The 25,186-nt window shown below is 55.1% G+C and carries 24 protein-coding genes; 14 read left to right on the top strand and 10 right to left on the bottom strand.

Going from position 1 to position 25,186, the window contains the following annotated elements; all coding sequences use genetic code 11:
• Positions 1-75 precede the first annotated feature (75 nt).
• Positions 76-783: a 16S rRNA pseudouridine(516) synthase RsuA gene (rsuA, locus tag ACQZQY_RS12105; RefSeq protein WP_056778457.1), complete on the bottom strand. Its 708-nt coding sequence runs from the start codon at positions 781-783 to the stop codon at positions 76-78.
• A 351-nt stretch (positions 784-1,134) separates the two neighbouring features.
• Here rsuA and ACQZQY_RS12100 point away from each other — a divergent pair, with 351 nt between their 5' ends.
• Positions 1,135-2,898, top strand: a complete 1,764-nt coding sequence (locus ACQZQY_RS12100) for a DEAD/DEAH box helicase (RefSeq protein WP_431295675.1) — start codon at positions 1,135-1,137, stop codon at positions 2,896-2,898.
• Positions 2,899-3,058: 160 nt separating this feature from the next.
• A complete protein-coding gene (gene rplY, locus ACQZQY_RS12095) occupies positions 3,059-3,349 on the top strand; it encodes a 50S ribosomal protein L25 (RefSeq protein ID WP_056778449.1) in 291 nt (96 codons plus the stop codon).
• Between the two features lie 125 nt (positions 3,350-3,474).
• On the opposite strand, the gene yejK is transcribed toward rplY, so the two are convergent.
• The gene (gene yejK, locus ACQZQY_RS12090; protein WP_183846323.1) at positions 3,475-4,476 is read right to left on the bottom strand and encodes a nucleoid-associated protein YejK; all 1,002 of its coding nucleotides are present in this window, start codon (positions 4,474-4,476) and stop codon (positions 3,475-3,477) included.
• A 221-nt stretch (positions 4,477-4,697) separates the two neighbouring features.
• Between yejK and ACQZQY_RS12085 the strand changes: the two genes are divergently transcribed.
• Both ACQZQY_RS12085 and yejM read left to right on the top strand, forming a co-directional pair.
• Positions 4,698-4,925: a YejL family protein gene (locus tag ACQZQY_RS12085; protein ID WP_056778441.1), complete on the top strand. Its 228-nt coding sequence runs from the start codon at positions 4,698-4,700 to the stop codon at positions 4,923-4,925.
• A gap of 24 nt (positions 4,926-4,949) precedes the next feature.
• Complete coding sequence (gene yejM, locus ACQZQY_RS12080) at positions 4,950-6,731, top strand: LPS biosynthesis-modulating metalloenzyme YejM (RefSeq protein WP_056778439.1); 1,782 nt, start codon at positions 4,950-4,952, stop codon at positions 6,729-6,731.
• Between the two features lie 75 nt (positions 6,732-6,806).
• Here the strand turns inward: yejM and ACQZQY_RS12075 are convergent, their stop codons facing one another.
• Genes ACQZQY_RS12075 through ACQZQY_RS12060 form a run of 4 tightly spaced genes read right to left on the bottom strand, consistent with a single transcriptional unit; the run spans position 6,807 to position 10,338 of the window.
• A complete protein-coding gene (locus ACQZQY_RS12075) occupies positions 6,807-7,307 on the bottom strand; it encodes a protein disulfide oxidoreductase (RefSeq protein WP_431295674.1) in 501 nt (166 codons plus the stop codon).
• Positions 7,294-7,878: a DsbA family protein gene (locus ACQZQY_RS12070; protein ID WP_056778432.1), complete on the bottom strand. Its 585-nt coding sequence runs from the start codon at positions 7,876-7,878 to the stop codon at positions 7,294-7,296. Before ACQZQY_RS12070 ends, ACQZQY_RS12075 begins: the two co-directional genes overlap by 14 nt.
• Positions 7,878-9,905 carry a protein-disulfide reductase DsbD family protein gene (locus ACQZQY_RS12065; protein WP_431295673.1) on the bottom strand — a complete coding sequence of 676 codons (2,028 nt, stop codon included), beginning with the start codon at positions 9,903-9,905 and terminating at the stop codon, positions 7,878-7,880. Before ACQZQY_RS12065 ends, ACQZQY_RS12070 begins: the two co-directional genes overlap by 1 nt.
• Before the next feature lie 55 nt (positions 9,906-9,960).
• On the bottom strand, positions 9,961-10,338 hold the full coding sequence (locus ACQZQY_RS12060) for a copper resistance protein (RefSeq protein ID WP_431295672.1): 378 nt from the start codon (positions 10,336-10,338) through the stop codon (positions 9,961-9,963).
• Between the two features lie 195 nt (positions 10,339-10,533).
• Here ACQZQY_RS12060 and ACQZQY_RS12055 point away from each other — a divergent pair, with 195 nt between their 5' ends.
• From ACQZQY_RS12055 to ACQZQY_RS12045, 3 genes are all read left to right on the top strand, one after another.
• Positions 10,534-10,776 carry a DinI family protein gene (locus tag ACQZQY_RS12055; protein ID WP_056778422.1) on the top strand — a complete coding sequence of 81 codons (243 nt, stop codon included), beginning with the start codon at positions 10,534-10,536 and terminating at the stop codon, positions 10,774-10,776.
• A gap of 220 nt (positions 10,777-10,996) precedes the next feature.
• Entirely contained in the window at positions 10,997-12,769 is a 1,773-nt protein-coding gene (locus ACQZQY_RS12050) for a penicillin-binding transpeptidase domain-containing protein (RefSeq protein ID WP_122095796.1), read from the top strand.
• Between the two features lie 515 nt (positions 12,770-13,284).
• Positions 13,285-13,671, top strand: a complete 387-nt coding sequence (locus ACQZQY_RS12045; protein ID WP_056778417.1) for a helix-turn-helix domain-containing protein — start codon at positions 13,285-13,287, stop codon at positions 13,669-13,671.
• A gap of 5 nt (positions 13,672-13,676) precedes the next feature.
• On the opposite strand, the gene ACQZQY_RS12040 is transcribed toward ACQZQY_RS12045, so the two are convergent.
• Positions 13,677-14,144, bottom strand: a complete 468-nt coding sequence (locus ACQZQY_RS12040; RefSeq protein ID WP_431297145.1) for a DUF1348 family protein — start codon at positions 14,142-14,144, stop codon at positions 13,677-13,679.
• Positions 14,145-14,254: 110 nt separating this feature from the next.
• On the opposite strand from ACQZQY_RS12040, the gene ACQZQY_RS12035 reads away from it, so the two are divergent.
• Positions 14,255-14,845: a TetR/AcrR family transcriptional regulator gene (locus tag ACQZQY_RS12035; RefSeq protein WP_431297144.1), complete on the top strand. Its 591-nt coding sequence runs from the start codon at positions 14,255-14,257 to the stop codon at positions 14,843-14,845.
• A gap of 91 nt (positions 14,846-14,936) precedes the next feature.
• Here ACQZQY_RS12035 and ompC read toward each other — a convergent pair whose 3' ends face one another.
• The gene (ompC, locus tag ACQZQY_RS12030) at positions 14,937-16,064 is read right to left on the bottom strand and encodes a porin OmpC (RefSeq protein WP_431297143.1); all 1,128 of its coding nucleotides are present in this window, start codon (positions 16,062-16,064) and stop codon (positions 14,937-14,939) included.
• Positions 16,065-16,910: 846 nt separating this feature from the next.
• Between ompC and ACQZQY_RS12025 the strand changes: the two genes are divergently transcribed.
• The gene (locus ACQZQY_RS12025; protein ID WP_431297142.1) at positions 16,911-18,896 is read left to right on the top strand and encodes a DUF4034 domain-containing protein; all 1,986 of its coding nucleotides are present in this window, start codon (positions 16,911-16,913) and stop codon (positions 18,894-18,896) included.
• Between the two features lie 903 nt (positions 18,897-19,799).
• On the opposite strand, the gene ACQZQY_RS12020 is transcribed toward ACQZQY_RS12025, so the two are convergent.
• Positions 19,800-20,336 (bottom strand): GNAT family N-acetyltransferase, encoded by a 537-nt coding sequence (locus ACQZQY_RS12020; protein ID WP_136375589.1) that lies wholly within the window; start codon positions 20,334-20,336, stop codon positions 19,800-19,802.
• Positions 20,337-20,363: 27 nt separating this feature from the next.
• Positions 20,364-20,933 carry a helix-turn-helix domain-containing protein gene (locus ACQZQY_RS12015; protein ID WP_122095801.1) on the bottom strand — a complete coding sequence of 190 codons (570 nt, stop codon included), beginning with the start codon at positions 20,931-20,933 and terminating at the stop codon, positions 20,364-20,366.
• A gap of 177 nt (positions 20,934-21,110) precedes the next feature.
• Between ACQZQY_RS12015 and ACQZQY_RS12010 the strand changes: the two genes are divergently transcribed.
• Genes ACQZQY_RS12010 through ACQZQY_RS11990 form a run of 5 tightly spaced genes read left to right on the top strand, consistent with a single transcriptional unit; the run spans position 21,111 to position 25,185 of the window.
• Positions 21,111-21,947 (top strand): MerR family transcriptional regulator, encoded by an 837-nt coding sequence (locus tag ACQZQY_RS12010; RefSeq protein WP_056778397.1) that lies wholly within the window; start codon positions 21,111-21,113, stop codon positions 21,945-21,947.
• A complete protein-coding gene (locus ACQZQY_RS12005) occupies positions 21,947-22,399 on the top strand; it encodes a nuclear transport factor 2 family protein (protein ID WP_122095802.1) in 453 nt (150 codons plus the stop codon). The genes ACQZQY_RS12010 and ACQZQY_RS12005 overlap by 1 nt, the downstream gene beginning before the upstream one ends.
• Positions 22,399-23,115: an SDR family NAD(P)-dependent oxidoreductase gene (locus ACQZQY_RS12000; protein ID WP_431297141.1), complete on the top strand. Its 717-nt coding sequence runs from the start codon at positions 22,399-22,401 to the stop codon at positions 23,113-23,115. Before ACQZQY_RS12005 ends, ACQZQY_RS12000 begins: the two co-directional genes overlap by 1 nt.
• 1 nt (position 23,116) lies before the next feature.
• The gene (locus ACQZQY_RS11995; RefSeq protein WP_431297140.1) at positions 23,117-24,472 is read left to right on the top strand and encodes an NAD(P)/FAD-dependent oxidoreductase; all 1,356 of its coding nucleotides are present in this window, start codon (positions 23,117-23,119) and stop codon (positions 24,470-24,472) included.
• Positions 24,469-25,185, top strand: a complete 717-nt coding sequence (locus ACQZQY_RS11990) for a DUF1365 domain-containing protein (protein WP_056778383.1) — start codon at positions 24,469-24,471, stop codon at positions 25,183-25,185. The genes ACQZQY_RS11995 and ACQZQY_RS11990 overlap by 4 nt, the downstream gene beginning before the upstream one ends.
• Position 25,186: the final 1 nt, after the last annotated feature.

Below are 25,186 nucleotides of genomic sequence, written 5' to 3'. Positions count from 1 at the left end.
AATGAAAATTAATCCAATATGGGATACCGGTTTTTCCTGCACGTTCACCACCAAATTAATCAGATAATGAAAAAACTACCGCGGGGGCATGCCAACGCTGGCAATTTCCTGCTCAGTTAACGGACGATACTGACCTGGCTCCAAATCTTCATCCATCACAATCCCGCCAATGCGTTCGCGGTGCAGTGCCACAACGTGGTTGCCCACAGCGGCGAACATGCGTTTAACCTGATGGTAACGGCCTTCGCTGATGGTCAGACGCACCACGCGCTCATCGACTTGCTCAAGCTGTGCCGGTTTGGTCAGGGAATCTTCGTTGTGCAGCTGAACGCCCGCTTCAAACTGTGCGGCAGTGTCATCCGCCAGCGGATTTTCGAGCGTCACCAGATAGGTTTTTTCGCACTGATGGCGCGGAGACGTAATGCGGTGCGACCACTGGCCGTCGTCGGTCATTAACACCAGACCGGTAGTGTCGATATCCAGACGCCCTGCGGCATGCAGTTTGTACGCTACCGGCTCTTCGAGGAAGTACAGCACGGTCGGGTGATCGGGATCATCGGTGGAACAGACATAGCCCTGCGGCTTATTAAGCATGAAATAACGCGGGCCGGTGATTTGATCCAGCACGTTACCGTCGAATTCGACACGCTGCTCGGGGCTGATTTTCATCGCGCCGGTTTTGACGATTTCACCGTCAACGGTGACACGTTTGTTGCGAAGCTCACGCAGAACGAGCGCGCGGCTTACACCTAATTGCTGAGATAAAAACTTGTCCAGACGCATTGGATCGGCTTGCCTTACATGGCGATCTGAGTGATCGCGTTACTGATAAAACACAAGACCCCGCCGCCGCATTCAAGCAACTGACAGGGTTCAGGGTTGTTCGATTCGTAATACTTTCAATTCGCAATAACTGCAAAACGTGATTATTACTTCGAGGGGGCAGATGCACTGCCGCATTGAGACAGAGAGTATAGCCGCGCTTAGCGACGCATCCTAGGAGGAAAGCATAAAAATAAGCAGGCTACACATTCCCACGGCGTGATTTGATTGCTCATCGCCATGCGGCAGATTTCTTGGCATACTCCACCACTGTATTTATTAACATGTAAATGAACAGGTGATGGCCGACCCGTGACTGCTTTTACGCTCCGCCCCTATCAGCAAGATGCCGTGGACGCCACGCTGCGTCATTTCCGTCAGCACGATGAACCGGCGGTGATCGTGCTGCCTACCGGCGCGGGAAAAAGCCTGGTGATTACCGAACTCGCCCGCGTCGCGCGTGGCCGTGTGCTGGTGCTGGCGCATGTCAAAGAACTGGTGGCTCAGAATCACAGCAAATACCTGTCCTACGGGCTGGAAGCGGATATCTTCGCCGCCGGGCTGAACCTCAAACAAAGCAGCGGCAAAGTGGTGTTCGGCAGCGTGCAGTCCGTGGCCCCCAATCTGGCGGCATTCAGCGGTGAGTTTTCCCTGCTGATCGTCGATGAATGCCACCGCATTTCTGACGATGACACCAGTCAGTATCAGCAAATCATTACCCACCTGAAAGCGCAAAACCCGCGCCTGCGCCTGCTCGGGCTGACGGCCACGCCTTACCGTCTCGGCAAAGGCTGGATTTATCAGTACCACCATCAGGGCATGGTGCGCGGCGATGCCAACAGCCTGTTCCGCGACTGCATCTATGAACTGCCTTTACGTTACATGATCAAAAACGGCTTTCTGGTGCCGCCTGAGCGGCTCGATATGCCGGTGGTGAGTTACGATTTCAGCCGGTTGCAGGCCAACAGCAACGGGCTGTTCAGCGAAGCGGATCTGAACAACGAACTGCGCCAGCAAAAACGTATCACGCCACACATCATCAGCCAGATCGTAGAGTTCTCGCAGGATCGCAAAGGCGTGATGATTTTTGCTTCCACGGTGGAACATGCCGGTGAGATTTTTGGCCTGCTGCCGAAAGGCGAAGCGGCGCTTATCAGCGCACAAACGCACGCCGTCGAACGCGACCGTCTGATCACGGCATTTAAAGCGCAGCAGTTACGCTATCTGGTGAACGTCTCGGTGCTGACCACCGGTTTTGACGCCCCGCACGTTGACTTGATCGCCATTTTGCGTCCGACGGAATCGGTCAGCCTGTATCAGCAAATCGTCGGGCGCGGGCTGCGTCTGGCGCCGGGTAAAACCGATTGTCTGATCCTCGATTACGCCGGAAACCCGCACGATCTTTTCACGCCGGAAGTCGGCAGCCATAAACCGGCGGGCGATAACAAACCGGTGCAGGTCTTCTGCCCCGCCTGCGGCTTCGCCAATATCTTCTGGGGGAAAACCACCGAAGACGGCACAATCATCGAACATTTTGGCCGCCGCTGTCAGGGCGTGCTGGAAGATGACGAGGGCAACCGCGAGCAGTGCGATTTCCGTTTCCGCTTTAAAAGTTGCCCGCACTGCGGCGCGGAAAATGATATCGCCGCGCGGCGTTGCCACCAGTGCCAGGAAATTCTGGTCGATCCGGACGATATGCTGAAAGCCGCACTGCGCCTGAAAGATGCGCTGGTGCTGCGCTGCAGCGGCATGAATCTGGAACACGGGCGCGACGATAAAGGCGAATGGCTGAAAATCACCTATTACGATGAAGACGGCGCGGATGTCTCCGAACGTTACCGTCTTAGCACGCCCGCCCAACGCATGGCGTTTTTGCACAATTTCCTGCGCCCTCACCAGCGCGCGCCGGGTGTGCCGCTGGAATGGCAGACGGCGGCGGATATCGTCGCGCTGCAGGTTTTACTGCGCCACCCGGATTTCGTGGTGGCCCGCATGAAGGGTCAGTTCTGGCAGGTGCGGGAGAAAATGTTTGATTATGAGGGGCGATACCGGCGTGCCAATGAACTGCGCGGGTGAGTAAATAAGCGGATCCTGGCTATTTATATTGCTGCCACCGCCCTGCTCCGGTATCATACCGCCCGCTTTCGCCTTGTGTGGAAGCCGTAATACTCAACTCGTCACTCGGTCGCAGGTGGCGGGGCAAATCTTAGAAGTAGTGCTAATAGAGAAACATACAATGTTCACTATCAATGTTGAAGTACGTCCGGAAGCAGAGCAGGGCAAAGGTGCGAGCCGCCGCCTGCGTTTAGAAAACAAATTCCCAGCTATCATTTACGGTGGCTCAGCTGCTCCAGTTTCTATCAAACTGGACCATGATTCTGTTAAGAACATGGAAGTTAAAGCGGAGTTCTACTCTGAAGCTATTACTCTGGTTGTCGACGGTAAAGAAACCAAAGTTAAAGTTCAGGCTGTTCAGCGCCACCCGTTCAAGCCAAAACTGGCTCACATCGACTTCGTTCGCGTTTAATCGCTGACTGAGTTGTTGCGCATCGGGACGCCGTGCGAGAACAAATAAAAAACACCGCTCAGGCGGTGTTTTTTATTGGGCGCTGTTCAGGTTTTCTCCCCTTTCACCAGGGAGAGGATCGGGAATTACTTCCCGCTTTTACGCTGCAACTGATCCCGCAGATTGGGTGGCGTACCTTTAATGGTCAGCGTATCGGTCGCCGGATCCCAGAAAATACGTTCGCCCATCAGCATGGCATCGAAATTAATGCTCAGACCGCCGCCGCTGCCAGCGAATTTGGTCAGCTGACGCAAGGTGCTGCGGTCCGCCGGGAACGTCTCTTCCAGCGCGTATCCCTGCTCCTGAGTAAACTCTTTGAATTTCTTGTCATTCCACGGCGGCAGCTCTTCGGACAAATCATCCAGGGCGATTTCTTCGCCTGCCTGCAACTGCTCATTACAGTAGGTGTAAACCTGCTGACGGTAATTCTGACGCTCATTTTTATCGAGCTGCGCTTCGGTACAGAAATCATCCACCGCCTGTAACAAACCACGGTTTTGCGCTTTGGTGTCCAGACCCACGGACGCGCCGAGGAAATCCATGAAGAAGTCAGAAACTTTGCGCCCTACCCGACCTTTAAGGAACGTCAGATAACGGGTGGATTCAGGATTGGTTTCCCATTCGGTCAGATCGATACGCGCCACGATGTCCGCATGGTTGATGTCCAGATAATGAATACTGCTCACATCCAGTTGCTCATTCACGCGCATACTGCTGCGGCTGTTCAGCACCGCGACCAGTAAATAATCCACCGCCAGGAAGCGATAATGGCAAAACAGCACCACGCCGCCTTCGGCGAACGGATATTTAGCCAGCTCGTCACGCAGGCGGCCGGTGGCGGCGCGGCTGAATGACAGGAAATCATCGTCCCCTTTGCGGCAGCCACGCAGTGCAACCGCCAGCTCGCTGTCTTCGTTGAACAGACCGTACGCTTTGCTTTTTGCACTGTAAACGCGGTGCAATTCCGCCATCATTTCATCAACGGCAGCATTTGGCGTCAAAAGCGTGTCGCGCAGCACAACATCCAGCGTTTGCTCATCGCGTTTGTTCAACTGGTGTAGAGCGATCTGCTCGATATCCAGACTCATGGGGAATTTCTCCTGTTAGAAATGCAGCCGTATAAGGGGGGTTTGCCTGCGGGGCGTATTCAAACACTGAAGCGCCAAAGCCGCAACCACTCCCGCCGCTGAAACACTGATTAATAGATGCGATCAATACCGGAACGTTATCTCCGTTATAAAAATGCGGAAACTGATGCCGTGATCAGCTAAGATATTGGACTTTGTCAGATCAAGAAGCACAATACTCTATGGCACAATCATCCCGTTACAGTGACGAACATGTTGAACAGCTCCTTTCCGAGCTGGCAACCGTTCTTGAAAAGCACCGCGCCCCAACCGATCTTTCTCTGATGGTTCTGGGCAATATGGTGACTAACCTGATTAATACCAGCGTCGCTCCTGCACAGCGCAAAGCGTTATCACAGTCTTTTGCTAATGCCTTGCAAGCGTCGATAAGAGAAGATAAAGCCCATTAATCCATTACTTGCCCAATACCTCTCATGGTGACAAATAGTCAGCGCTATCGCGAAAAAGTTTCCCAGATGATCAGCTGGGGGCACTGGTTCGCCCTGTTTAATATCCTGCTCATTCTTGGGATCGGCAGCCGCTACCTGTTTGTTTCTGACTGGCCTTCTTCCCTGCAAGGGCGCATTTACGCGCTGGTCAGCTGGCTTGGGCATTTCAGTTTTATCGGTTTCGCCGCCTATCTGCTGATCATCTTCCCGCTGACCTTCGTGGTGATGTCGCAAAGGCTGTTGCGTTTCCTGTCAGCGATACTGGCGACTGCCGGGCTTACGCTGGTGCTGGTGGATACCGAGGTCTTTACCCGTTTCCACCTGCACATCAATCCTGTGGTTTGGGAACTGGTCGTCAACCCCGGACGGGGCGAGATGGCGCGCGACTGGCAGCTGATGTTTATTGCCGTGCCGGTGATTTTCCTGCTCGAAATGCTGTTCGGGACCTGGGCATGGCAAAAGCTGCGCAGCCTCAACCGCCGCAATTTTGCCAAACCCATCGTCGTGCTGTTCATCGTCAGCTTCTTTGCCTCGCACCTGATGTATATCTGGGCGGATGCCAATTTCTATCGCCCGATCACCATGCAGCGTTCAAATCTGCCGCTCTCTTACCCGATGACCGCGCGCAAATTCCTTGAAAAACATGGTCTGCTGAACGCCGAAGAGTACCAGCGGCGCCTTATCGAGCAGGGAAATCCGGAAGCGCTGGCGGTGGAATACCCGCTCAACAGCATCACGTTCCGCAATACCGGCACCAAATACAATCTTCTGATGGTGGTGCTGGACGGCGTGCATACTTCCACGCTGGATAAGGACATGCCTGCACTGAACGATTTTGCCAAACAGAACATCCGTTTTGAGCAGCATTTCAGCTCCGGCAATCGTGATGATACCGGCCAGTTCGGCCTGTTCTACGGCATCTCGCCGACCTACATGCAGGGCATTCTCGCTGCCCGTAAACCTTCTGCGCTGGTGACCTCGCTGGAACAGCAGGGCTACGAGTTTGGCCTGTTTGCCTCTGACGGCTTTGATAATCCGCTGTACCGTCAGGCATTACTGACCGACTTTACGCTGCCAGCGCCGGTGAAACAGTCCGATCAACAGACGGTGGCGCAGTGGCAACAATGGCTGAACGTGCGCGGCAATGGCCCGTGGTTCTCCTACGTGAATCTGAACGGCATCAGTGCTTCGCTGCGCCAGAACGGCGACAGCGTGCCGGTGGGGAATACCTTTATTCATCGTTACCAGCGCGGCGCACAAAGCGTCGATCAGCAAATCACGGCTATCCTGCAATCGCTAAAAGATCGCGGTGAGCTGGATAAAACCGTGGTAGTGATCACCGCGTCGCACGGCATTGAATTCAATGAGAACGGTACCTGGGGTTCAGGCAATGCCATGAACCGCCAGCAGTTGCAGGTGCCGCTGATCATTCACTGGCCGGGCACACCGGCACAGAATATCGATAAGCTGACGGCACATGCCGATGTGATGACCACGCTGATGCAGCGCCTGTTGCACGTCACCACATCGCCGGCGGATTACTCGCAGGGTGAAGATTTGTTTGCTGCGAAACGTCGCCACAACTGGGTGACCACCAGTGACGATGGCACGCTGGTCATCACCACGCCGGACCAGACGCTGGAACTGGAAAGCGACGGGGATTACCGCGCCTTCGACGCCAACGGCAAACACATTAAAGATCAGAAACCTGAACTCAGCCTGCTGCTGCAGGTACTGACAGACGAGAAACGCTTCCTGGCTAACTGATTCGCTTGTGTTAAGAAAAAGGCCTTCACCGATGCGTCAGTGAAGGCCTTTTTGTTTGTCAGTGGCGCGGGCGGTTTACAGCCCCGCCCACCATAGTCTGGCTTTCAGCCCCCATGAAGACGTCCAGCCGGTGGTGCTACTGACCACCTCGCCTTTACTGATGATCACAAACGTCGGCGTCACGCCCACATCCCACTGCGACGAGATCTCGCCGCGCGGATCGTTAACCACCGGCATGACGTAATGTTTTGCGGTCAGATACTGCTGAATTTTTGCCGCATCACCCGAACGCAGCGCCACGGTGATCACATTCCCGCCCTCTTGCGCCAGCGTTGCCACCCCCGGCGTGGTCATCTTGCAGATCCCGCACCACGTCGCCCAGAAGTAGACCAGCAGCGGCCGCTGCTGGCTTTGTTCGAGCAGCGTGATGCGTTGCCCCTCCAGAGTTTGCAGGGCCTGATTGCCGAAATTCGCCGGAGCCTGCGGCGCCCGCAGGAAATCCATGCCGGACGTCACGGCAAGGATCAGCAGCGCCATCACCGCCCCTTCGCGTAACCGGCGTTTAAGTTTTGTCATGTTGTGCCTTCGCCAGCTGCTCTTTCACCAGTTTATTCAGATCTTCCCAGCTGATGGCACCCGCCACCAGCTGATCGCCAATGATCGTGGCTGGCGTCCCCTGAATGCCCAGCACTTCCGCAATTTCCACGTTGGTTTTCAGCTCAAGATAACTGGCTGGCGTAACGGTGATCGGCGCCAGTCCGACACTTTTCACCGCCTCCACGGCGCTGGCCTCATCATGCGGCCCTTTTTTGGACATCAGGCGCTGATGTACAGCCAGAAACTTGTCGGGATGCTGCTCCCAGACAGTCATCGCCGCGCGACCGGCAATGATCGAGCTGGCACCGCGAAAAGGCAGCAACTTGATCACCACCGCCACTTGCGGATTTTCCTTCACGACGCGCGCGAGCAGCGGATCAAACTGTTTGCAGTACGGGCAGTTGTAATCGGTAAATGACACGATCGTCAGCCGGGGATTTTTGGCACCAAAGTGCGGCGTGGCCGGATTGTTGAACAGCGTCTCTTCCGGCGTCATCGCCAGCACCGCGGGAGACATCACCATCATCAGTATCAGCATTAACATTTTCATTATTCAGCTCCCTGGGCATTTTTCAGCCCCTTTAACACGGCTTCGCGGGTCAGCAGCGGCGACAGAATCTCGCCATCAGGCCGCTGCGGGCCATAAATTTGATTAAAGGGTACGGCGACGCTGCCGCGCTTTTGCAAAAATTCATTGATGGAGGGCGACGGCAAACTCCAGTCACCGCGCAGGGCGACGACCTGTTTGTCCGTCAGCGCCTGCTGCACATCATCACGCAGCAGGACATTGTATTTATTGGCTTTACAGGTCACACACCAGTCAGCGGTAACATCCACAAACACCACTTTTTTCTCTGCCAGCGCATCACGAATCGCCTGCTCTGACAGCGGTTGCCAGCGAATTTCATCCCGCGGGGGGTGGATACCGGCGTTCCAGGAGAGGCTGAAGAAGAGCGCCAGCCCGGCACCGCTGGCGATTGCCGCAGCGCGCAGGCCATAACGGCGTGCGCAGGCCACCACCAGTATCAGCAGCAGAACCCCGGCGATGACCATTGCCCCGCGTTCGGGCAGATGGTTTTGCAACAGGCTGAGCAGCCACAGGCAGGCGGCGAGCATCAGCGCACCGAGCGCCATCCGCACACGCAGCATCCAGCGGCCAGGGCGCGGAAGCCGCAACGCCAGACCCGGCCAGAGGGCGATCATCAGCCACGGCAGGCTCATGCCCATTCCCAGCATCAGAAATAATCCCCACAACACCGGCAACGAAGCCGCCAGCGCAAAAGCCACGGCGGTGCCGAGGAACGGCGCAGAGCACGGCGTTGCCAGCAAGGTGGCGAAGGCGCCTTCGGCAAAATGACCGGCTAAACCGCTGCGTTTTTGCGTCGCCAGCCGCGTGGTCAGGCGGGAAGGCAGCGTGATCTCAAACAGGCCCAGCAGATTGGCGGTGAACAGCGCGGTGACCGTCACCATCAGCCCGATAAACCATGGGTTCTGAAACTGAATGCCCCACCCCAGCGTCTGATTCGTGGCGCGCAGCACCGTCATCAGTAACGCCAGCGCGAGGAACGACGTGATAATCCCGGCGGATGAGGCCAGAAACTGCACCCGGACGCGTTGCCGGTCACGGTGTTCCACCTGCAAAATTGTGCCGAGTTTCATCCCCAGCACCGGCAACACGCACGGCATCAGATTGAGAATAAATCCGCCCGCCAGCGCCATCAGCGCGATCTGCCACAGCACCGCACCGCGGCCTGCGGGCGCGGGCAGCGCCCCGACGTTCAGGTTAAGCTGCTGGGCAAGGCCGCTGTCTGCCAGCACCACGCTGACGCTTTTGCCGCGCAGATCCCCGGCCACATCGCCCCACTCGTCAGTCACCGGCAGCGTGACCTGTAACTGCGCCCCGTCCACCTTCACGACCGGCTTACCAAACGCACTGCCGTCGAGCGTATCAATAAACAGCTCAGGGTTTTGCCAGCCCTGCTCGCGATGAGCAGAAATCAGCAGGCTGCCCGTGCGATAACCTGCCGAGGCGCGGTCTGTCAGCCCTTGTGCAATAGGCACTTTTCCCATTGCGATGGCAAACTGGCGGGCAAAATCCTCACGGTCAGCGCCCGCGCCGGGCTCAAGGCTGAAGGGAAAATCAGTCAGAATACAGACGTTGCTGCACACCGGCAGCGTCAGTGTACCGGCAAGTTTCTCAGGCACCTGAGCGCTGATGATCAGCGGCAAATCGACGTTATCGTGATAGCCCTGCGTGGTGATGCCCGCCACGTCAAACCGCGACGGCGTCGGCCAGAACCAGGTCACGGCACCGGCGACAGCCTCGCTTTCCCAGCTGACGGACGGCGCAATGCCCCCTTCACCGGGCGAGCGCCAGTAGGTTTTCCAGCCTTTTTCCAGACTGACCGACAGCAGCATTCGGGTTTCGCCGGCCATGCCATCCGCAGGCTGCGCCTGTAAACGCACCCTGGCATGTGTATTTTGCGGACTTTGCAGCCAGCCGGAATCGGCTGCTGTTCCGGCGTGCAGCCAGAGCATCAGAAAGCAGCCAAACGCCGCCCTGAATAAACTTCGCATAGATTTTCTCCAAAAATAAAAAGGTCACCTTCCGTTGAACAACGCAGGTGTATTTTTATTCCCGGAAAACGCACAGCCGCAGATGCACCCGCAATCGGGGTACCGGCACGGCGTCGGGGAGACGTAAGCGAATGGCCGCCATCGTGCCGCGTGACAAAAAGGCCAGCAGCAGGCTCAGCGCCAGCAACGCAAATTCCAGGAGGAGAGGCGGAACAGAAAGCAGTGATTTACTGCTCAGTTCGCAGGGTGTGGGGAGGGTTTCCACTCCGGCAGGCTTTTCAGCCAGTGCAGAAGACGCGGGTTGCGTCACAAGAGACTGATTCACAATGGCAGATAACGCGTTCAGCCCGGCAATGCGCTGCGTCATACAAGTCAGTATGACGAGACAGGCCAGGCAAAAGAAAATCAGTGCTGAACGCCGTTGTTTATCCACATTTCCCTCGTACAGTTCGCCGCCATTCTAGCGGCCAGGAAAACATTCACAAGAGTTATGGTTGGCGAATTACATGAATTTACGCTTAAAAAGGTGAATCTGATTCCACCGTCAGGGTCAAAAATCGCTAGAGCAGACCGGTCAGTTACTGTATATTTAGCCAGTTAATCACATACAATAATCACGAGGAAAGTTATGCGGGTTGAACTGATTTTTGACAAACGGAATGTCTCCGGCATCCCAAACGCCAGTGAAAAAATTGAAGCCGAGCTGGCGAAACGTGTTCACCGAATGTTTCCTGACGCGGAAGTCAAAGTGAAGCCTATGCAGGCGAACGGCCTGAATACTCACGGGGCCAGTAAGCAGGAACGCTCACAATTAAATCAAATGTTAGAGGAAATGTTCGAAGAAGCGGATGAATGGCTGTCGGTGGAATAAAAACGGGCTTTGCCGTTGCACTTGCTTACAAAGCGCAATTGAAATAAACAATCCATGCCTTTGGCTTAATATAAGATGTCGGTGATATACGAAATTCATTATCAATCAGAGCGATGAGTCGCATTATATTGGGTACAGACTGGAGAGAATTATCCGGTTTTTATTGTCCCCGCCTCCTCGCTTTTCGCTTCAAATGCATTCATGACTTTGCGAAACCGCCATGCCACCGAGCTCAAAAAAATCCAGCGCCCAACCCCACTTTTATGCCAAGCGCTTTGCGCTGATTTGTCTGGGCATCGTCTGTTGTATGGCACTTCTGCTGGGCCGGGTGGGATATTTACAGCTGCTGAATCAGCCGATGCTCGAGAAAGAAGCCGACTCCCGCTCGCTGCGTTCCAACGTCATTCCTGCCGTGCGTGGCACGATCTCCGACCGTAACGGCCACCCGCTGGCGTTAAGCGTCGCATCGAAAGACATCGTGGCCGACCCGTTCCGCATCCTCGAATTGCACAGCGATTTGAACAGTCCGAAATGGCAATATCTGGCCTCAGCGCTCAATATGCCGCTTTCGCAGTTGCAGCAAACCATCAACAGCGATCCGCAGCGCCGCTTTGTCTACCTTGGTCGCAAAATTGAAGAAGGCATTGCCGAAGATATCGGTCAGTTGCATCTCGGCGGCATCAGCAGTATTCACGATGACAGCCGCTACTACCCGATGAGCGAAGCCGCGGCCAACCTGGTCGGGGTGGTTGGCACCGACAATGAAGGGCTGAATGGCATCGAAAAAGGGTTCAATGCGCTGCTGGAAGGCAAGCCGGGAATGCGTGAATACCGTCAGGATCGCCACGGTAACGTCATTGGCGTGCTCAAAGAGGTCGCTCCGCAACAACCGCCGACCATCAATCTGAGCATCGACAGCTTTATGCAGTACGTCCTTTACTCGCGTCTGCGCACCGGCGTTCTGCTCAACCAGGCGGAATCTGGCGCCGCCGTGCTGGTGGACGTCAATACCGGCGAAATTTTAGGGATGGCGTCGTTCCCCTCCTACAACCCGAATAATTATGCCGGTGTCGCGGTCAAAGACATGCGTAACGTCGCCATCAGTGACAGCTTCGAGCCGGGTTCTACCGTGAAACCGCTGGTGGTGATGGCCGGTCTGGCACGGCGGATGATCCGCCCTGATTCCGTTCTCGATACCCACCCCTACACCGTTAACGGCCACCTGATCAAAGACGTCGGCCACTGGCCTGCCCTGACCATCACCGGTATTTTGCAAAAATCCAGCGACATCGCGGTGTCCCATATCGCTCTGGCAATGCCGGCCAACGTGCTGGTGCAACTCTACCAGTCGTTCGGGCTGGGCAAACCCACAGACTTGGGTATCGGCGGCGAAAGCAGCGGTTATTTCCCGGCGCACCGTGAACGCTGGGCAGACATCGAGCGTGCCACCTTCTCGTTCGGTTATGGCCTGCGCGTGACGCCGCTGCAAATCGCCCGCGAGTACGCCACGATTGGCTCAGAAGGGATTTATCGCCCGCTGTCGATCACCAAAGTGACGCCTCCGGTACTGGGTACCCGGATCATGTCTGCTGACGTGGTGAGAACCGTCATTCATATGATGGAAAGCGACGCCCTGCCCGGCGGCTCCGGCCTCAGTGCCGCGGTTCCCGGTTATCGTTTAGCGATCAAAACCGGTACGGCAGAAAAAATGGGCAGCAGCGGCAAATATGACGGCGGCTACATCAACTATACGGCCGGTGTCGCACCGGCCAGTAATCCGCGCGTGGCGCTGGTGGTGATGGTCAACAATCCGCAAGCCGGTAAACACTTCGGGGGTTCAGTGGCTGGCCCGATATTCGGGCAAATCATGGGCGAAGTCCTCAATCACATGAATATCGCCCCGGATGCGCTGGTGCCTGAAACGCCGCCGACCACTGTCATTAACGGCGGCCAGAAAACCGATCTGGTGAGACGTCCGGCCACCGAGGGATAGCGTCACAGCAGCGCTGTCACTGGATTTGTGCGGTAAATAGGGTTAACGTGCGCGTGATTTGTTAGTAAAACTGATGCTGTTAAACACACAGGTTTACAGCACAGAAGTGACGTCATTTGCGGGTTAGCCCCACGCTGGAGGAAGAGCTCAGGCTCTGATAGAAAAGAATGAAGCGGCTATTTATCGTTTTGCTGGTATTTGTAGTGGTCTGTATGGGTGTTATTGCGCTGAATATGCAGGGCAGCGGCCCCTGGTAACTGAGGTATCCCTATGCCAACCCGTAAGAACTTTATTATTCTGATCGTTCTTATTCTCGTCGGGATCGTACTTCTGGACGATGGCATTGCCAGATTAATTCACTGGATGCTGTTGCGGTAAATCATGGCCCGTCAGGCTGCACGCGCAGTTCTGATCTGCGGGCCATTTTTGTGAACCCTTCTCATCCGCAAGACCTGCCACGCCATCATCGCTAAGTCGTGTATAATAGGCCTATTCGACATCAATACAGACTGGTTATGGCTCAAGACATTCATCTCGCAATCGTCAGCGCACTCAGCAAATGGATCGAAGGCCATCTGGGCCGTGTGATCCATCTGGAAGAACTGGCTGAGTACTCCGGCTATTCGCTCTGGCACATGCAAAAACTGTTCAAGGAATCGACGGGCATTTCTCTGGGGAAGTACATCAGGGAACGTCGTCTGGCGAGCGCTGTTTATCAGCTGAGCAGCAGTGAAACACCGATTTTTGATATCGCAATGGATTTCGGATTCGGCTCGCAGTCGCATTTCACCTACATGTTCCGCAAGCGTTTTAATATTACGCCGCATGAATTCCGCCAAAACCCCGATATCAAACTCGATGTTTCTCCGCCGCTGCATCTGATCCACCAGAAATCAGCCTGAGGCTGTTAAAAACCCATCTCCGTCAGGCCCGGATGCGTATCCGGCCTGCGCCCCAGCGGCCAGTGGAATTTGCGTTCACTTTCCTGAATCGGTAAATCATTGATACAGGCGTGACGTTCAAACATGTGTCCCTGCTCGTTGAACGCCCAGTTCTCATTGCCGAAACTGCGGAACCAGTTACCCGAATCATCTTTCCATTCATAAGCAAAACGCACCGCAATCCGCGCACCGTCAAACGCCCATAACTCTTTGATCAGCCGGTATTCCAGCTCTTTGGCCCATTTACGTTGTAAGAAAGCCACCACGGCATCCTGCCCGTTCACGAATTCGCTGCGATTTCGCCAGCGGGTATCCGCCGAGTAAACCTGGCTGACCCGCAGCGGGTCGCGGCTGTTCCAGGCATCTTCCGCCAGACGGATTTTTTCGATTGCGCTTTCACGGCTAAAGGGGGGTAACGGCGGTTTAGTTAACATAAGTACCTCATGTGGAAGAAAGGATGTAGACAACTCTGTCTACACAAAAGCCTAGCGCATGTAGACAGAGTTGTCTACAATCGATGCATTCACTTCCGGAGGTTTTTTCAATGTCTGTCGATCGTTCTGCCCTGCCCGCCCGTGACCGGATCTTACTGACCGCCCATGACTTGTTTTACCGTGAAGGGATCCGCGCCACGGGGATTGACCTGATCATCAGGCAAGCCGGGGTGACCAAGGTGACGTTCTATCGTCATTTTGCCAGTAAGAATCTGCTGGTCAGCGCATTTCTCGATTACCGGCATGAACGCTGGATGACGTGGTTTGAGGAAAAACTGGCGCAGGAAATGAGCGCGTGTGCCGGCGATTTTCCGCTGGCGCTGACGGCAACGCTGGCCGAATGGTTTGAGTCTGAGGATTTTCGCGGTTGTGCGTTTATCAACAGCGCCCTGGAATTTTCGGAACCGCTGCCGCAGGTGCTCGACATCGCGGCCAGCCATAAACAGCAGATGGCCGATGCCATCGCGGCCTGTCTTCCTGAAAGCGCGGAGCGTGCGTTCAGCGCGCAGGCCATTGCGATGATAACCGACGGCGCCATTGTGACCGCTCAAATCAACCGCAACATCCCGCAGGTGCTTTCCATGCTCAAAGCCACGTTGGTGGCTTTTACCGGGCAGCCCCCGGCGGTTCAGCGCCCATAAAAAAACGCGGCCGGTAATGGCCGCGCTTTTCTCACGCTTTCACTGCTTTTTTATCATCCTGAGCGTCATTCTGTGTCTGAGAAAGGCACGCTTAGAACTGATACACCAGACCCACCGCCGTCACGTCATCGGTATTGATACCGGCGTTATCGGTGAAGGTGCTGCTGTCGATCAGGTTAATTTTGTAATCAACGTAGGCCGACATATTTTTGTTGAAGTAGTAGCTGGCGCCCAGATCGACAAATTTCACCAGATCCTGATCCTGATAGTTGTTGCCCAGACGGTCTGTGCCTAAATCTTTACCGCGCGTTTGGTTATACGCCACGAACGGACGCAGACCAAAGTCGAACTGGTAGCTGGCGTAGGCTTCAAACGCCTGAGACTGGTTGGCATAACCGTAAGCTTCTGAATCGGTAGAACCGAAGCGGGAAGCGTTATAAGCCTGAGTGAACATCGCCGCCAGGTACACATTGTTGGCGTCATATTTCAGACCCCCGGTGTAACCTTCCGCTTTTTTACCTTTGCCCATAATGCCCGGTGCGGAATTCTGCTCGTCAGTACGGTCGGAGTTAAAGAAGGCACCCGCCACGCTGACGCCTGCGCCAATATCGTAGCTCAGAGACATGCCGTAACCGTCACCGTTCTGCGTCAGCACATCACGGGTACCCGGCTCGCCGCCGCCGCTGTCGTTTTTACCCTGATATTGCAGGGCAAAGTGCAGGCCATCCACCATGCCGAAGAAGTTATCGTTACGGTAGGTCGCCACGCCGTTAGTACGCTGGAACAGGAACTGATCCGCGCCGTAGGTGGAACCATCAAACTCAGGCTGCATGTCGGTCCAGGCGGCCACGTCATACAGCACGCCGTTGTTACGACCGTAATCAAATGACCCCATATCACCAAATTTCAGACCCGCAAACCCGTAACGGGTAAATGCGCGATCGCCATCGTCAGAGCTTTCTGCCTGATTAGCCTGAACCTGATATTCCCACTGACCGTAGCCGGTCAGCTGGTCGGTGATTTGCGTTTCGCCTTTGAAGCCTAAACGGATGTAGCTCTGATCGCCGTCAGAACCCGCGTTGTTGGAAAAATAGTGTAAACCGTCAACTAAACCGTAGAGGTCCAGTTTGTTGCCATCTTTATTGTAAACTTCTGCCGCACTGGCTGATCCTGCGACCAATAACGCAGGGATCATGAGCGAAAGAATACGGAGTTTCATTATATTTATCCTCGATAGGTGTCGAGCCGCGCCACTGAATGTAAAGTATCGTTTTTTCTTTTTTACTGAGGTAAAACTTTTTTAAGAATTGTTGGCCCGACATGGCAACCCCATTCTCTGGATATAACGATGAATAAGCCAGAAAGAAAATGATACGAAGTTAGTTAAGACATTTCTTATTTATTGATAGATGTAACAAAATATTAAAAAAGAGGAAATTTACGTCTGTTTATTTTTGTTAAATTAAAGCACGCAAAGCTAAATTAGCATTTAATTCAATTAAATCATTGTGTTAATCCAAATCATTACCGCACTAAGTGATAAAGCAAACGCCAAGCAATAATATATACTTCTCCTCGCTATCATCATTATTTGTTATTGAATTACCCTCATTTCCCGTTTTGTGGAAACAACAGCCGGCCCTTTGTGGTCGGTTTTTTTTTGCTTCCAGATTAATGATTGCGTGGCGTGATATTAAATGCGGGTGGTTATTACACATATTGACATTCTTCCTCCATAATTAATTCACCCTTTCTCCTTATTTCACACAGCCATTTAATTAATATCCGATATCTAAATACCGAAATAGACAGGGAATAATGCCGGTTTATTCAGCGTTAAATTGTGCAGGGTTTGTTCGTCACTCAGGAGCGGATCCGTTACTATAGCCAGCATAATTTCCGCTGCGGGAGGCGACACCGCCTCCTGGCCACGACAAGCATGAAGGGATCTACCTAAAGTCAGAGCAATCCCGCTGACCTGTGCGCATAACAACGTTAGACTGCGTTGCCACGTAATACCTTCTTTATACGATAGTTCAGGCTCCTCAACCGTTCAGGGAAACTCATGCCGCACCAGGATCAGTCCGACACCCTATCCAAAGCCAGAATGCTGCTGGCAACCCGCCGTTTTCTGAAACTCGACGAGTGGCTGTTGTCACTGATGCGTGGATGGCAGAACCAGACTGAAGGGGATTCCGTGTATGGGCTGCTGATGCATCCCGCAACCTTATTTACCGGCAGCGAGACTCCGCCGCTTAACGCGCTGGAAATTCTCAGCGACTGGGCGCAGCAATGTCCGCAGAGTTACCACGCCCACGTCTTGCTCGGCATGGTCTGGCATGAAAACGCCTGGCTGATTCGCCAGACAGCGGCCGGTGAGGAAGTGGAAGATCACCAGTGGCTCGGTGCTCAGCTGTGCTGTGATTACGCCGTGCTGGCTTTTTTACGTGCGACAGAATTGCATCAGCGCCCGACGCACGCCTTCCGCCATATGATGAATCTCAGCGGCGGATTCGGTGAACCTTACTGGCTAAAATCTCTGTTTGCCGGTGAAGTTCCGCTGCCCTTGCATGAGAAGTTTTCGATTCAGGGCAGCGAAATCTGGCAGGACGGCGTCGCCCACATTCATGCGCTCGGATTCGAACCGGCGACACAGTGGCCGCAGACGTTACCCGTGGCGTTGCAGGACACCCGCAAACCGGATGAAGAACCGGTGGATTACTGGCTGCGCATGGCGATGTCCGTGCGTCATGCCGACGTCGGCACCATGGAGTCCTATCTGCTTTTCCATTCCGCCTTCTGGGGCGGCAGCGATGAACAGCAGATGTTAATTATCGACAGCCCGCTGTGTGCGGAATTCAGCGAAGAAGAACGTAATCAGTTTCGCGCCAACGCCCTGTGTGATGCGCTCTCCGGGGATATCGCCGACCGCGATTCGCCCCGCGCCCTTGAGTTACAGCAGCGTCTGGCCGGACTCCTCGCGCAGTCTCTTGATCCGGCCACGCGTATCCGCCTGCTGGATCTGGCCGGAATTTGCGTGGCCTACTGGCAGGATGACGATCAGGCAGGTTTAGCCGTCTATCAGGAACTGTTTGCCGTCAGCCCGCAGGCCATGCCGGGAGATTTCGCCACGATGTTTATTTCCCGTGCGGTGCTGGCGAACGGCCACGAAGAAGGCATGCCGGTGTTGACGGCGCTGCTGACCCGCGCTCTCAGCCAGGCGACTCACCCGACGCTGGTGGCCTTTGCCGCCGCCGCGCTCGGATACGGTTTATACGGCTTACCGGCAAAACCGGAACTGTGCGCAGGGCTGATGGATCACGCCTGGTCGCTGATGCAGCAATCCGGCGACGATCGCTTCGCAAAAGATCTGGTGACGCTGGCACACGATATGGCGATCAATGACGATCTGGATGCAGCGCATTTCCTGATGACCGAAATGGCGCGTCACGGCAGCGCCATCCACTGTTATGAGCTGTATTTTTTCTATCGCAACACCTGGCATCAGGACGTCCCCGCGCAGTATCACAACGACAGCAACGCCATGGATTGTGTGCTGAGCGCAGCACGTTCCGGCATGGTTCCGGCGATGTTCACCTGCGCAAACGCCCTGCGCGAAGGCCTCGGTGGGGAACCCGATTACGAGCAGGCAATGCAGTGGTATCAGCGTGCAATGGATGCGGGGCATTTATCTGCCGCCTACTGGCGCGCGAGTTGTGCCCTTGATAACGGTTCAGACGCACAAAAACGTCAGGCAGCCGAGCAGTGGTTGCCGGAGATTTTGCACAACGCAGATCATCCCGATCGCGCCGAAGCGGCCTATACCCTCGGCATGGCGTGGCTGACCGGCACCGGCGTTAAGAAAAATCGTTACATCGCCGGTAAATTTATGGAGTTTGTACTGGAGCTGAATCCTGAATCTGAAGCGGCTAAGCAGGTGCATGATGAGCTTAACGGCTCACTCAGATCGCGGATGAACCTGTGGCAGGATAAGCGGAAAGTTGAAGGTAATGATCCGACACGGGGGTTCAGGGGGCGGTTGCCGGAGTAAAGTTGGTTTCCGGCTGCGCCTTGGCCTGTTGACAGGATCGTGAACATTTCGGTTTCTCAATTGCAGTGCTCACCTGGCTTTTCGCGCCGAAACCGAGCAGAGAGGAAAGTGCTTTTCCTCTCTGCACTCTCCTCGCTTTTTAAACACGCGGTGGCACTCAAAATTGTCTCAAAACCGTGAACATTTCGGTTTCTCAATAGCAGTGCTCACCTGGCTTTTCGCGCCGAAACCGAGCAGAGAGGAAAATGCTTTTCCTCTCTGCACTCTCCTCGCTTTTTAAACACGCGGTGTCGCTCAAAATTGACTCAAAACCGTGAACATTTCGGTTTCTCAATAGCGGTGCTCGCCTGACTTTTCGCGCCGAAACCGAGCAGAGAGGAAAGTGCTTTTCCTCTCTGCACTCTCCTCGCTTTTTTATAAACACGCGCTGCCGCTGGGTCGACGGACATGATCTGATACTCCCCAATGTGGCGCAAAATCTTGCCGCTGCGCGGTTCCCTCCCCGCGGGATTCGAGCCCTGCGTCTCGAACCCCCGGTCGGCCAGATTTTTGAGCGCGCCATCTCACTATTTTTAAAGATAAAACCCAATCCGCCCCTTTTGATTTTTAAAAAATCAAAGTTAGTGAGGTGACGACCTAAAAATCCCCCAGCCGCGCTCAAAAATCGCGCCGGAGGAGTGGTGGAAAACCGCGCGTTTTTTTGCGCGGGTTGGAACCCGACGGGAGGGGACTGCGCAGCAGCGGGATTTTGCGGCAATAGCGGAGGGTGCTGAAACATAGCCAGCGAGCGGCAGCGCGCAGTGAAAGAGCCTGGGGGTCTTGGGGGTGGCGGCGATAAGCCACCCCCAAGTCGGTGTGGGCCGACGCCCACGACCTTGAACTTGAACTTGAACTTGAACTTGATTAAACCAACACCTTATACATCACACTCGTGGATTCCAGAATTCCCGTGGTGGACATCGCGTAATGCGGTATTGTGCCGCTCAGCTCAAAACCGAGATCTTCATATAAGGTCTGCGCCGGGCTGCCGGTAACGGTATCGAGCACCAGCAGCGTTTTTCCTTCCACCCGCGCCAGCGCTTCTGCCCAGGCCATCAGCTGGCGGGCAATGCCCCGGCGACGTCCGTCAGGATGCACCATCAGTTTGACGATATCGCCCCGATGTGCGCCATTGGCAGGCTGATCAACCACCAGCTGCACCGTTCCGACAATGATCCCGTCAAGCCGCGCCACCAGCAGACGCCGCTCCCCAAGCTCAAAAGCGGGTAACAACTTTTGCCAAAATGCCTGCGCCTGCACAAACCCAAACGGCAGTACAAAACCGATACTCGCCCCCAGCGCGACGGATTGCATCAGCGTATCGGCTAACGCCTCCAGATCGGCCACCGTCAATGCACCGCCCTGCACTTCACTGATCACTACTTCACTGACACTTTGCATAGAGTTAAGCCTTATTTCTGACAGAGTTTAAGGACGGGTGATAACGATGGCATAACGCGCATCGGCCGGGCCCGGAACATAAAAAGAGGAGGAGCCATGAAGATGAAAACGCAGACAGTCGCCCGGTTCGAGCCGGTAACTGCGCGTATCCAGTGTGAAATCGAGCAGCCCTTCCAGCATCCAGATGTGCTGCTCAAGACCCGCAACCGGCGGTGAATCGTAGACAATTGTGGCACCGGCTTTAAGATGCCCGGCAATCAGCTCGGCGCGAAATCCCGGCGCCGGTGCAGACACAGAACGGCGCTCAAAGCCGGTTTCGCGGTCATGCCAGACCGGTTGCTGTGCGGCGCGGATAAGTTCTGGCGGATTATCTTCCAGCGCCATCAGCAGCCGTGAGGTGGTCAGCCCGTAGGCCGCACTCAGTTTACCCAGCACAGACGCCGTCGGGCTGGTTTCAGCGCGCTCCACCCTTGAAAGCGTTGCCCGGCTGATCCCCGTGCGCTGCGCCAGAGACTCCAGCGACCAGCCCTGTGCGATGCGTAATTCCGCCAGCCGTTCTGCCAGCCGCAGATCGTGACTTTCCTGCCCGTTCTCCATTTCATTACCCCGCCTGATTTCTCAATGCAGGGAAATTATCTCTTATCAGGGAAACAGGCAAGTTAATATAATGTAATCCGTTAGTATTAGGTAAGTTGTACAAAAATAATAAAGTTGTACAACTTTGCGACGAGACGCTAGAGTTAACATTAGTTTTATGAATATTTGGGCCAACACATGTCACTTTACAGCATCGGCGAGGTTGCTCGCATTTGTGGTATCAACCCGGTCACGCTTCGCGCATGGCAGCGCCGTTATGGCCTGCTTAAACCGCAGCGTACCGAAGGCGGCCATCGGCTGTTTAATGATGAAGATCTCGACACCATCCGCACCATTTTAGGCTGGATTGAACGGGGTATCCCGGTCGGTCAGGTGAAATCCCTGCTGGAAGGCAAAGTTGAGGCGGTGTCAGGCGACTGGTCGGAATCCGAGCACCGTTTGCTGACGGCCCTGCAAAGAGGCCAGAGCCAGAAAGTGCGTCAGGTGATAACCGAACTCGGGCGCGAATATCCCGCTGCGGCGCTGGTGAACAATGTATTTCGCCCGCTGCGCGCCCGGCTCAATCCCGGCGATCACCGCCTGCGCACCCTGCGCAGTCTGTTCGATGGCCTGGTGATCGAACATGCGGTGATGTGCATGAATGCCGCCCGTAAACGTCCGGGGGTGCGGGCTGCGCTGCTGGGCTGGGGCGCAATCGATACCACCGAATTGTGGCTTGAAGCCATCGTGCGGTGTGAAGAAGGGATGCAGGTTGAGGTTCTGCCCGGTCATCTCGAAGACCCGCATCTGGAAAACGTGCTGTGCGATGAAGTCTACCTGTGGGCGGAAGGAAAACTGACGCAAATTCAGCGTTTACGCATGGCGCAGTGGGTCGATCAGGGTCTGACAATTTACCTGCTTGGCAGCGCATCGGTGCTGCTGGCGGCTGAGACAGGAAGTCACGAAGAGGCTGAAATCTGCGCAGTTGCCGATGATGAGACGGTTGTTCCGATACACAAATTTAAGGAAAAATAATGATTAAACATTTTCCTGAACCCCCTCTTTCAGCCGATGTCCTGACGCGACTGTGTGAATTCTACCGTCATCTGGACATGAGCCTGCTGCCCCAGCTTTCGCGCATTTATCACCCGCACGTGGTGTTTATCGATCCGGTCTCCCATTACGACGGCGTAGATGCCCTTGAGCGATACTTCGCACAACTGCTCAAAAAAGTGAATTACTGCCGCTTTGATATTCAGCCTCCGCTGATTCAGGGCGAAGAGGCGTCGCTGTTCTGGCGCATGGAGTATTCCCACCCTTCACTGAAAAAAGGTCAGGCGATGTCTCTTAACGGTGCAAGCCATTTACGCCTTGCCGAAAACCGCATCATTTATCAGCGCGATTATTACGATCTCGGTGCCATGATTTACGAGCACGTCCCGATGCTCGGCGGTGCCGTTCGCGCCATCAAAGCCAGGTTGAAATAATGCGCCGCGTACTGATCACCGGTGCCAGTTCAGGTATCGGTCAGCAACTGGCGCAGGATTATGCTGATGAAGGCTGGGAAGTCACGGCCTGCGGTCGCGATGGCGGCAAACTCGACGCCGTTGCCGGGCACAGCCCGCTTATCGTCCCGCTAAGTTTTGATATCACCGATCTGGCACAAACGCGTCAGGCACTTCAGGGCGTGCAGGCCGATCTGGTGATCCTCTGCGCCGGTACCTGTGAATACCTGGATAACGGCGTGGTGGAAGCTGAAAAAGTCGCACGGGTCATCAACACGAATTTCATGGGACCGGTGAACTGCCTCGATGCCCTGCTGCCCGGTTTAGCGCCCGGCAGCCGCGTGGCGCTGGTCGGTTCAACCGCCTCATTGCTGCCGTTCCCCCGCGCCGAAGCCTATGGTGCCTCCAAAGCGGCGCTGGCGTATCTCGCCCGTTCGCTGTCGGTCGATCTGATGTCGCGCAATATTCACATTTCGCTGATCCAGCCGGGCTTTGTCGATACCCCGCTGACCTCACGCAATGACTTTCCGATGCCGATGATGGTCACCGTCACCCAGGCGTCGGCGCACATCCGTAAAAAGCTGGCGCACGGAGCCAGTGAAATTGCCTTCCCGCCACTTTTTGCCCATTTACTGAAGGCGGCCGCATTGCTGCCGGTGGGCGTGCAAAAATGGTTAAGCCGAAAAATGGTGAGATAAGATGACAACAAAAGTGGCGATCGTCGGCAGCGGTATTTCCGGCCTCAGCTGTGCGTGGTTACTGGCGCAGCGTCAGCCTGACTGTGAAATTACTGTATATGAATCCGCGGCGACGCTGGGCGGGCACACCGCCACGCAGGACGTGGTGTGCGACGGCAAAGAGTACGCCATCGACACCGGTTTTATTGTCTACAACACCCGCACCTATCCTCATTTTATTGCCCTGCTGAAAGAGCTGGGCATTGAAGGCCAGACCACCGAAATGAGTTTTTCGGTGCGAAACCCGGTGAGCGGGCTGGAGTATAACGGCCACTCGCTGAACAGCCTTTTTGCCCAACGGCGTAACCTGTTTAAGCCACAGTTCTGGCGGTTTATCCTCGAAATTCTGCGTTTTAATAAACTGTGCAAGGCGCGTCTGGTCAATGCGCATAACGATGAAGATACGCTGGCTGACTTGCTGGATCAGAACGGCTTTACCCCGTTTTTCGCCCTGCACTACGTGCTGCCCATGGGCGCGGCGATCTGGTCCTCTTCCCTGAACGACATGGCGAATTTTCCGCTGTCGATGTTCCTGCGCTTTTTCGACAATCACGGCCTGCTGGACGTGGCTAACCGCCCGCAGTGGATGGTGGTGCCGGGCGGCTCGCGGGAATATATCCGCCGGATGCACGAAAAATTACCGCGCAGCGTGACCCTCAGAACCCATACGCCGGTGACTGCCATCACCCGCAGCACTTACGATGTGACGCTGCACTCCGCACGCGGCGAAGAAACCTATGATCAGGTGATTTTTGCCTGCCATTCCGATCAGGCGCTGGCCATTTTAGGCGACAGCGCCACGGCGGATGAACGCGCCATACTCGGTTCGCTGCCGTACCAGGCCAACGACGTGATTTTGCACACCGACACTCATCTGTTGCCGCGTGAAAAGCGCGCGTGGGCGAGCTGGAATTATCAGTTACCTAATTCGCTGAAATCCTCCACCCGCGCCGATATGCGCGATACCAGCCCGGCGCACACCCGCCGCGCCAGCGTGACCTACAACATGAATATCTTGCAGGGTCTGGATGCGCCGCACACCTTCTGCGTCTCGCTCAATCCGCTGACGCCGATTGATGAAAGCAAGGTGCTTTTCCGCACCACGTACATGCACCCTGTGCTGAATCTGGAAAGTCACCACGCGCAGCAACAGCGTTTTCGCATTAACGGCCAGCACCGCACCTGGTTTTGCGGCGCGTACTGGTACAACGGATTTCATGAAGACGGTGTCAACAGCGCCCGCGATGTGGTCGCGCAACTGGATTTGCAACTCAGCCGTGAAGCAGAACAACGTACCTCTGAGCAGGCCGCGTCATGAACAGCACGCTGTACGTCGGCACGGTGCGCCATCGCCGGTTTACGCCGGTCGATCACCGCTTCGACTACGACATTTTCATGCCGCTGATCGACCTTGACGAGCTGGATCAACTCCCCGCCGTGGGCATCCGCCTTGAGCGGTTTTCTGCGGCGAGCTTTCGCCGCAAAGATTATCTCGGCGGCGGCGACATCAAAACCAAAGCGCAGGACCGGATTGCCGAACTGACCGGAGAACGCCCGGATGGCCGGGTGATGTTGCTGTGTCAGCTGTGCTATTTCGGCTGCTATTTTAATCCGGTCAATTTTTACTACCTGTATGATAAGGCAGGTATTTTGCGCTGGATGCTGGCCGAAGTACGCAATACGCCCTGGAACGAACGCCACACCTACGCCGTGCTCCCTGACGGCTCGCAACCGGTGCCGAAAGCCTTTCATGTGTCGCCCTTTAATCCGATGGACATGGTCTATCACTGGCGTCTCACCCCACCCGGAAAAGAGTTACACATCACTATCGAAAATCACCGCAAAGAACGTGAATTCGATGCTGCCCTGTCGCTCAGGGCGCTGCCGCTGACCCGCGAGGCGCTGCGTAAGCAATTGTGGCGACTGCCCCTCATGACCGCGAAAACCGCCCTGACCATTTACTGGCAGGCGGTAAAACTGTGGCTGAAACGGGCACCTGTTTATTCTCATCCTCCTGTTGATAAGGACTGAT

Source organism: Rahnella sp. PAMC25559 (assembly GCF_050632365.1).
Taxonomy (GTDB): Bacteria; Pseudomonadota; Gammaproteobacteria; order Enterobacterales; family Enterobacteriaceae; genus Rahnella; species Rahnella rivi.
This window is presented reverse-complemented; position numbering and strand designations above follow the sequence as displayed.

Coding starts and splice junctions, on each gene's coding strand:
- rsuA (WP_056778457.1), bottom strand. CDS start 783: ATGCGTCTGGACAAGTTTTTATCTCAGCAATTAGGTGTAAGCCGCGCG.
- rplY (WP_056778449.1), top strand. CDS start 3,059: ATGTTCACTATCAATGTTGAAGTACGTCCGGAAGCAGAGCAGGGCAAA.
- yejK (WP_183846323.1), bottom strand. CDS start 4,476: ATGAGTCTGGATATCGAGCAGATCGCTCTACACCAGTTGAACAAACGC.
- ACQZQY_RS12085 (WP_056778441.1), top strand. CDS start 4,698: ATGGCACAATCATCCCGTTACAGTGACGAACATGTTGAACAGCTCCTT.
- yejM (WP_056778439.1), top strand. CDS start 4,950: ATGGTGACAAATAGTCAGCGCTATCGCGAAAAAGTTTCCCAGATGATC.
- ACQZQY_RS12075 (WP_431295674.1), bottom strand. CDS start 7,307: ATGACAAAACTTAAACGCCGGTTACGCGAAGGGGCGGTGATGGCGCTG.
- ACQZQY_RS12070 (WP_056778432.1), bottom strand. CDS start 7,878: ATGAAAATGTTAATGCTGATACTGATGATGGTGATGTCTCCCGCGGTG.
- ACQZQY_RS12065 (WP_431295673.1), bottom strand. CDS start 9,905: ATGCGAAGTTTATTCAGGGCGGCGTTTGGCTGCTTTCTGATGCTCTGG.
- ACQZQY_RS12055 (WP_056778422.1), top strand. CDS start 10,534: ATGCGGGTTGAACTGATTTTTGACAAACGGAATGTCTCCGGCATCCCA.
- ACQZQY_RS12050 (WP_122095796.1), top strand. CDS start 10,997: ATGCCACCGAGCTCAAAAAAATCCAGCGCCCAACCCCACTTTTATGCC.
- ACQZQY_RS12045 (WP_056778417.1), top strand. CDS start 13,285: ATGGCTCAAGACATTCATCTCGCAATCGTCAGCGCACTCAGCAAATGG.
- ACQZQY_RS12040 (WP_431297145.1), bottom strand. CDS start 14,144: ATGTTAACTAAACCGCCGTTACCCCCCTTTAGCCGTGAAAGCGCAATC.
- ACQZQY_RS12035 (WP_431297144.1), top strand. CDS start 14,255: ATGTCTGTCGATCGTTCTGCCCTGCCCGCCCGTGACCGGATCTTACTG.
- ompC (WP_431297143.1), bottom strand. CDS start 16,064: ATGAAACTCCGTATTCTTTCGCTCATGATCCCTGCGTTATTGGTCGCA.
- ACQZQY_RS12025 (WP_431297142.1), top strand. CDS start 16,911: ATGCCGCACCAGGATCAGTCCGACACCCTATCCAAAGCCAGAATGCTG.
- ACQZQY_RS12020 (WP_136375589.1), bottom strand. CDS start 20,336: ATGCAAAGTGTCAGTGAAGTAGTGATCAGTGAAGTGCAGGGCGGTGCA.
- ACQZQY_RS12015 (WP_122095801.1), bottom strand. CDS start 20,933: ATGGAGAACGGGCAGGAAAGTCACGATCTGCGGCTGGCAGAACGGCTG.
- ACQZQY_RS12010 (WP_056778397.1), top strand. CDS start 21,111: ATGTCACTTTACAGCATCGGCGAGGTTGCTCGCATTTGTGGTATCAAC.
- ACQZQY_RS12005 (WP_122095802.1), top strand. CDS start 21,947: ATGATTAAACATTTTCCTGAACCCCCTCTTTCAGCCGATGTCCTGACG.
- ACQZQY_RS12000 (WP_431297141.1), top strand. CDS start 22,399: ATGCGCCGCGTACTGATCACCGGTGCCAGTTCAGGTATCGGTCAGCAA.
- ACQZQY_RS11995 (WP_431297140.1), top strand. CDS start 23,117: ATGACAACAAAAGTGGCGATCGTCGGCAGCGGTATTTCCGGCCTCAGC.
- ACQZQY_RS11990 (WP_056778383.1), top strand. CDS start 24,469: ATGAACAGCACGCTGTACGTCGGCACGGTGCGCCATCGCCGGTTTACG.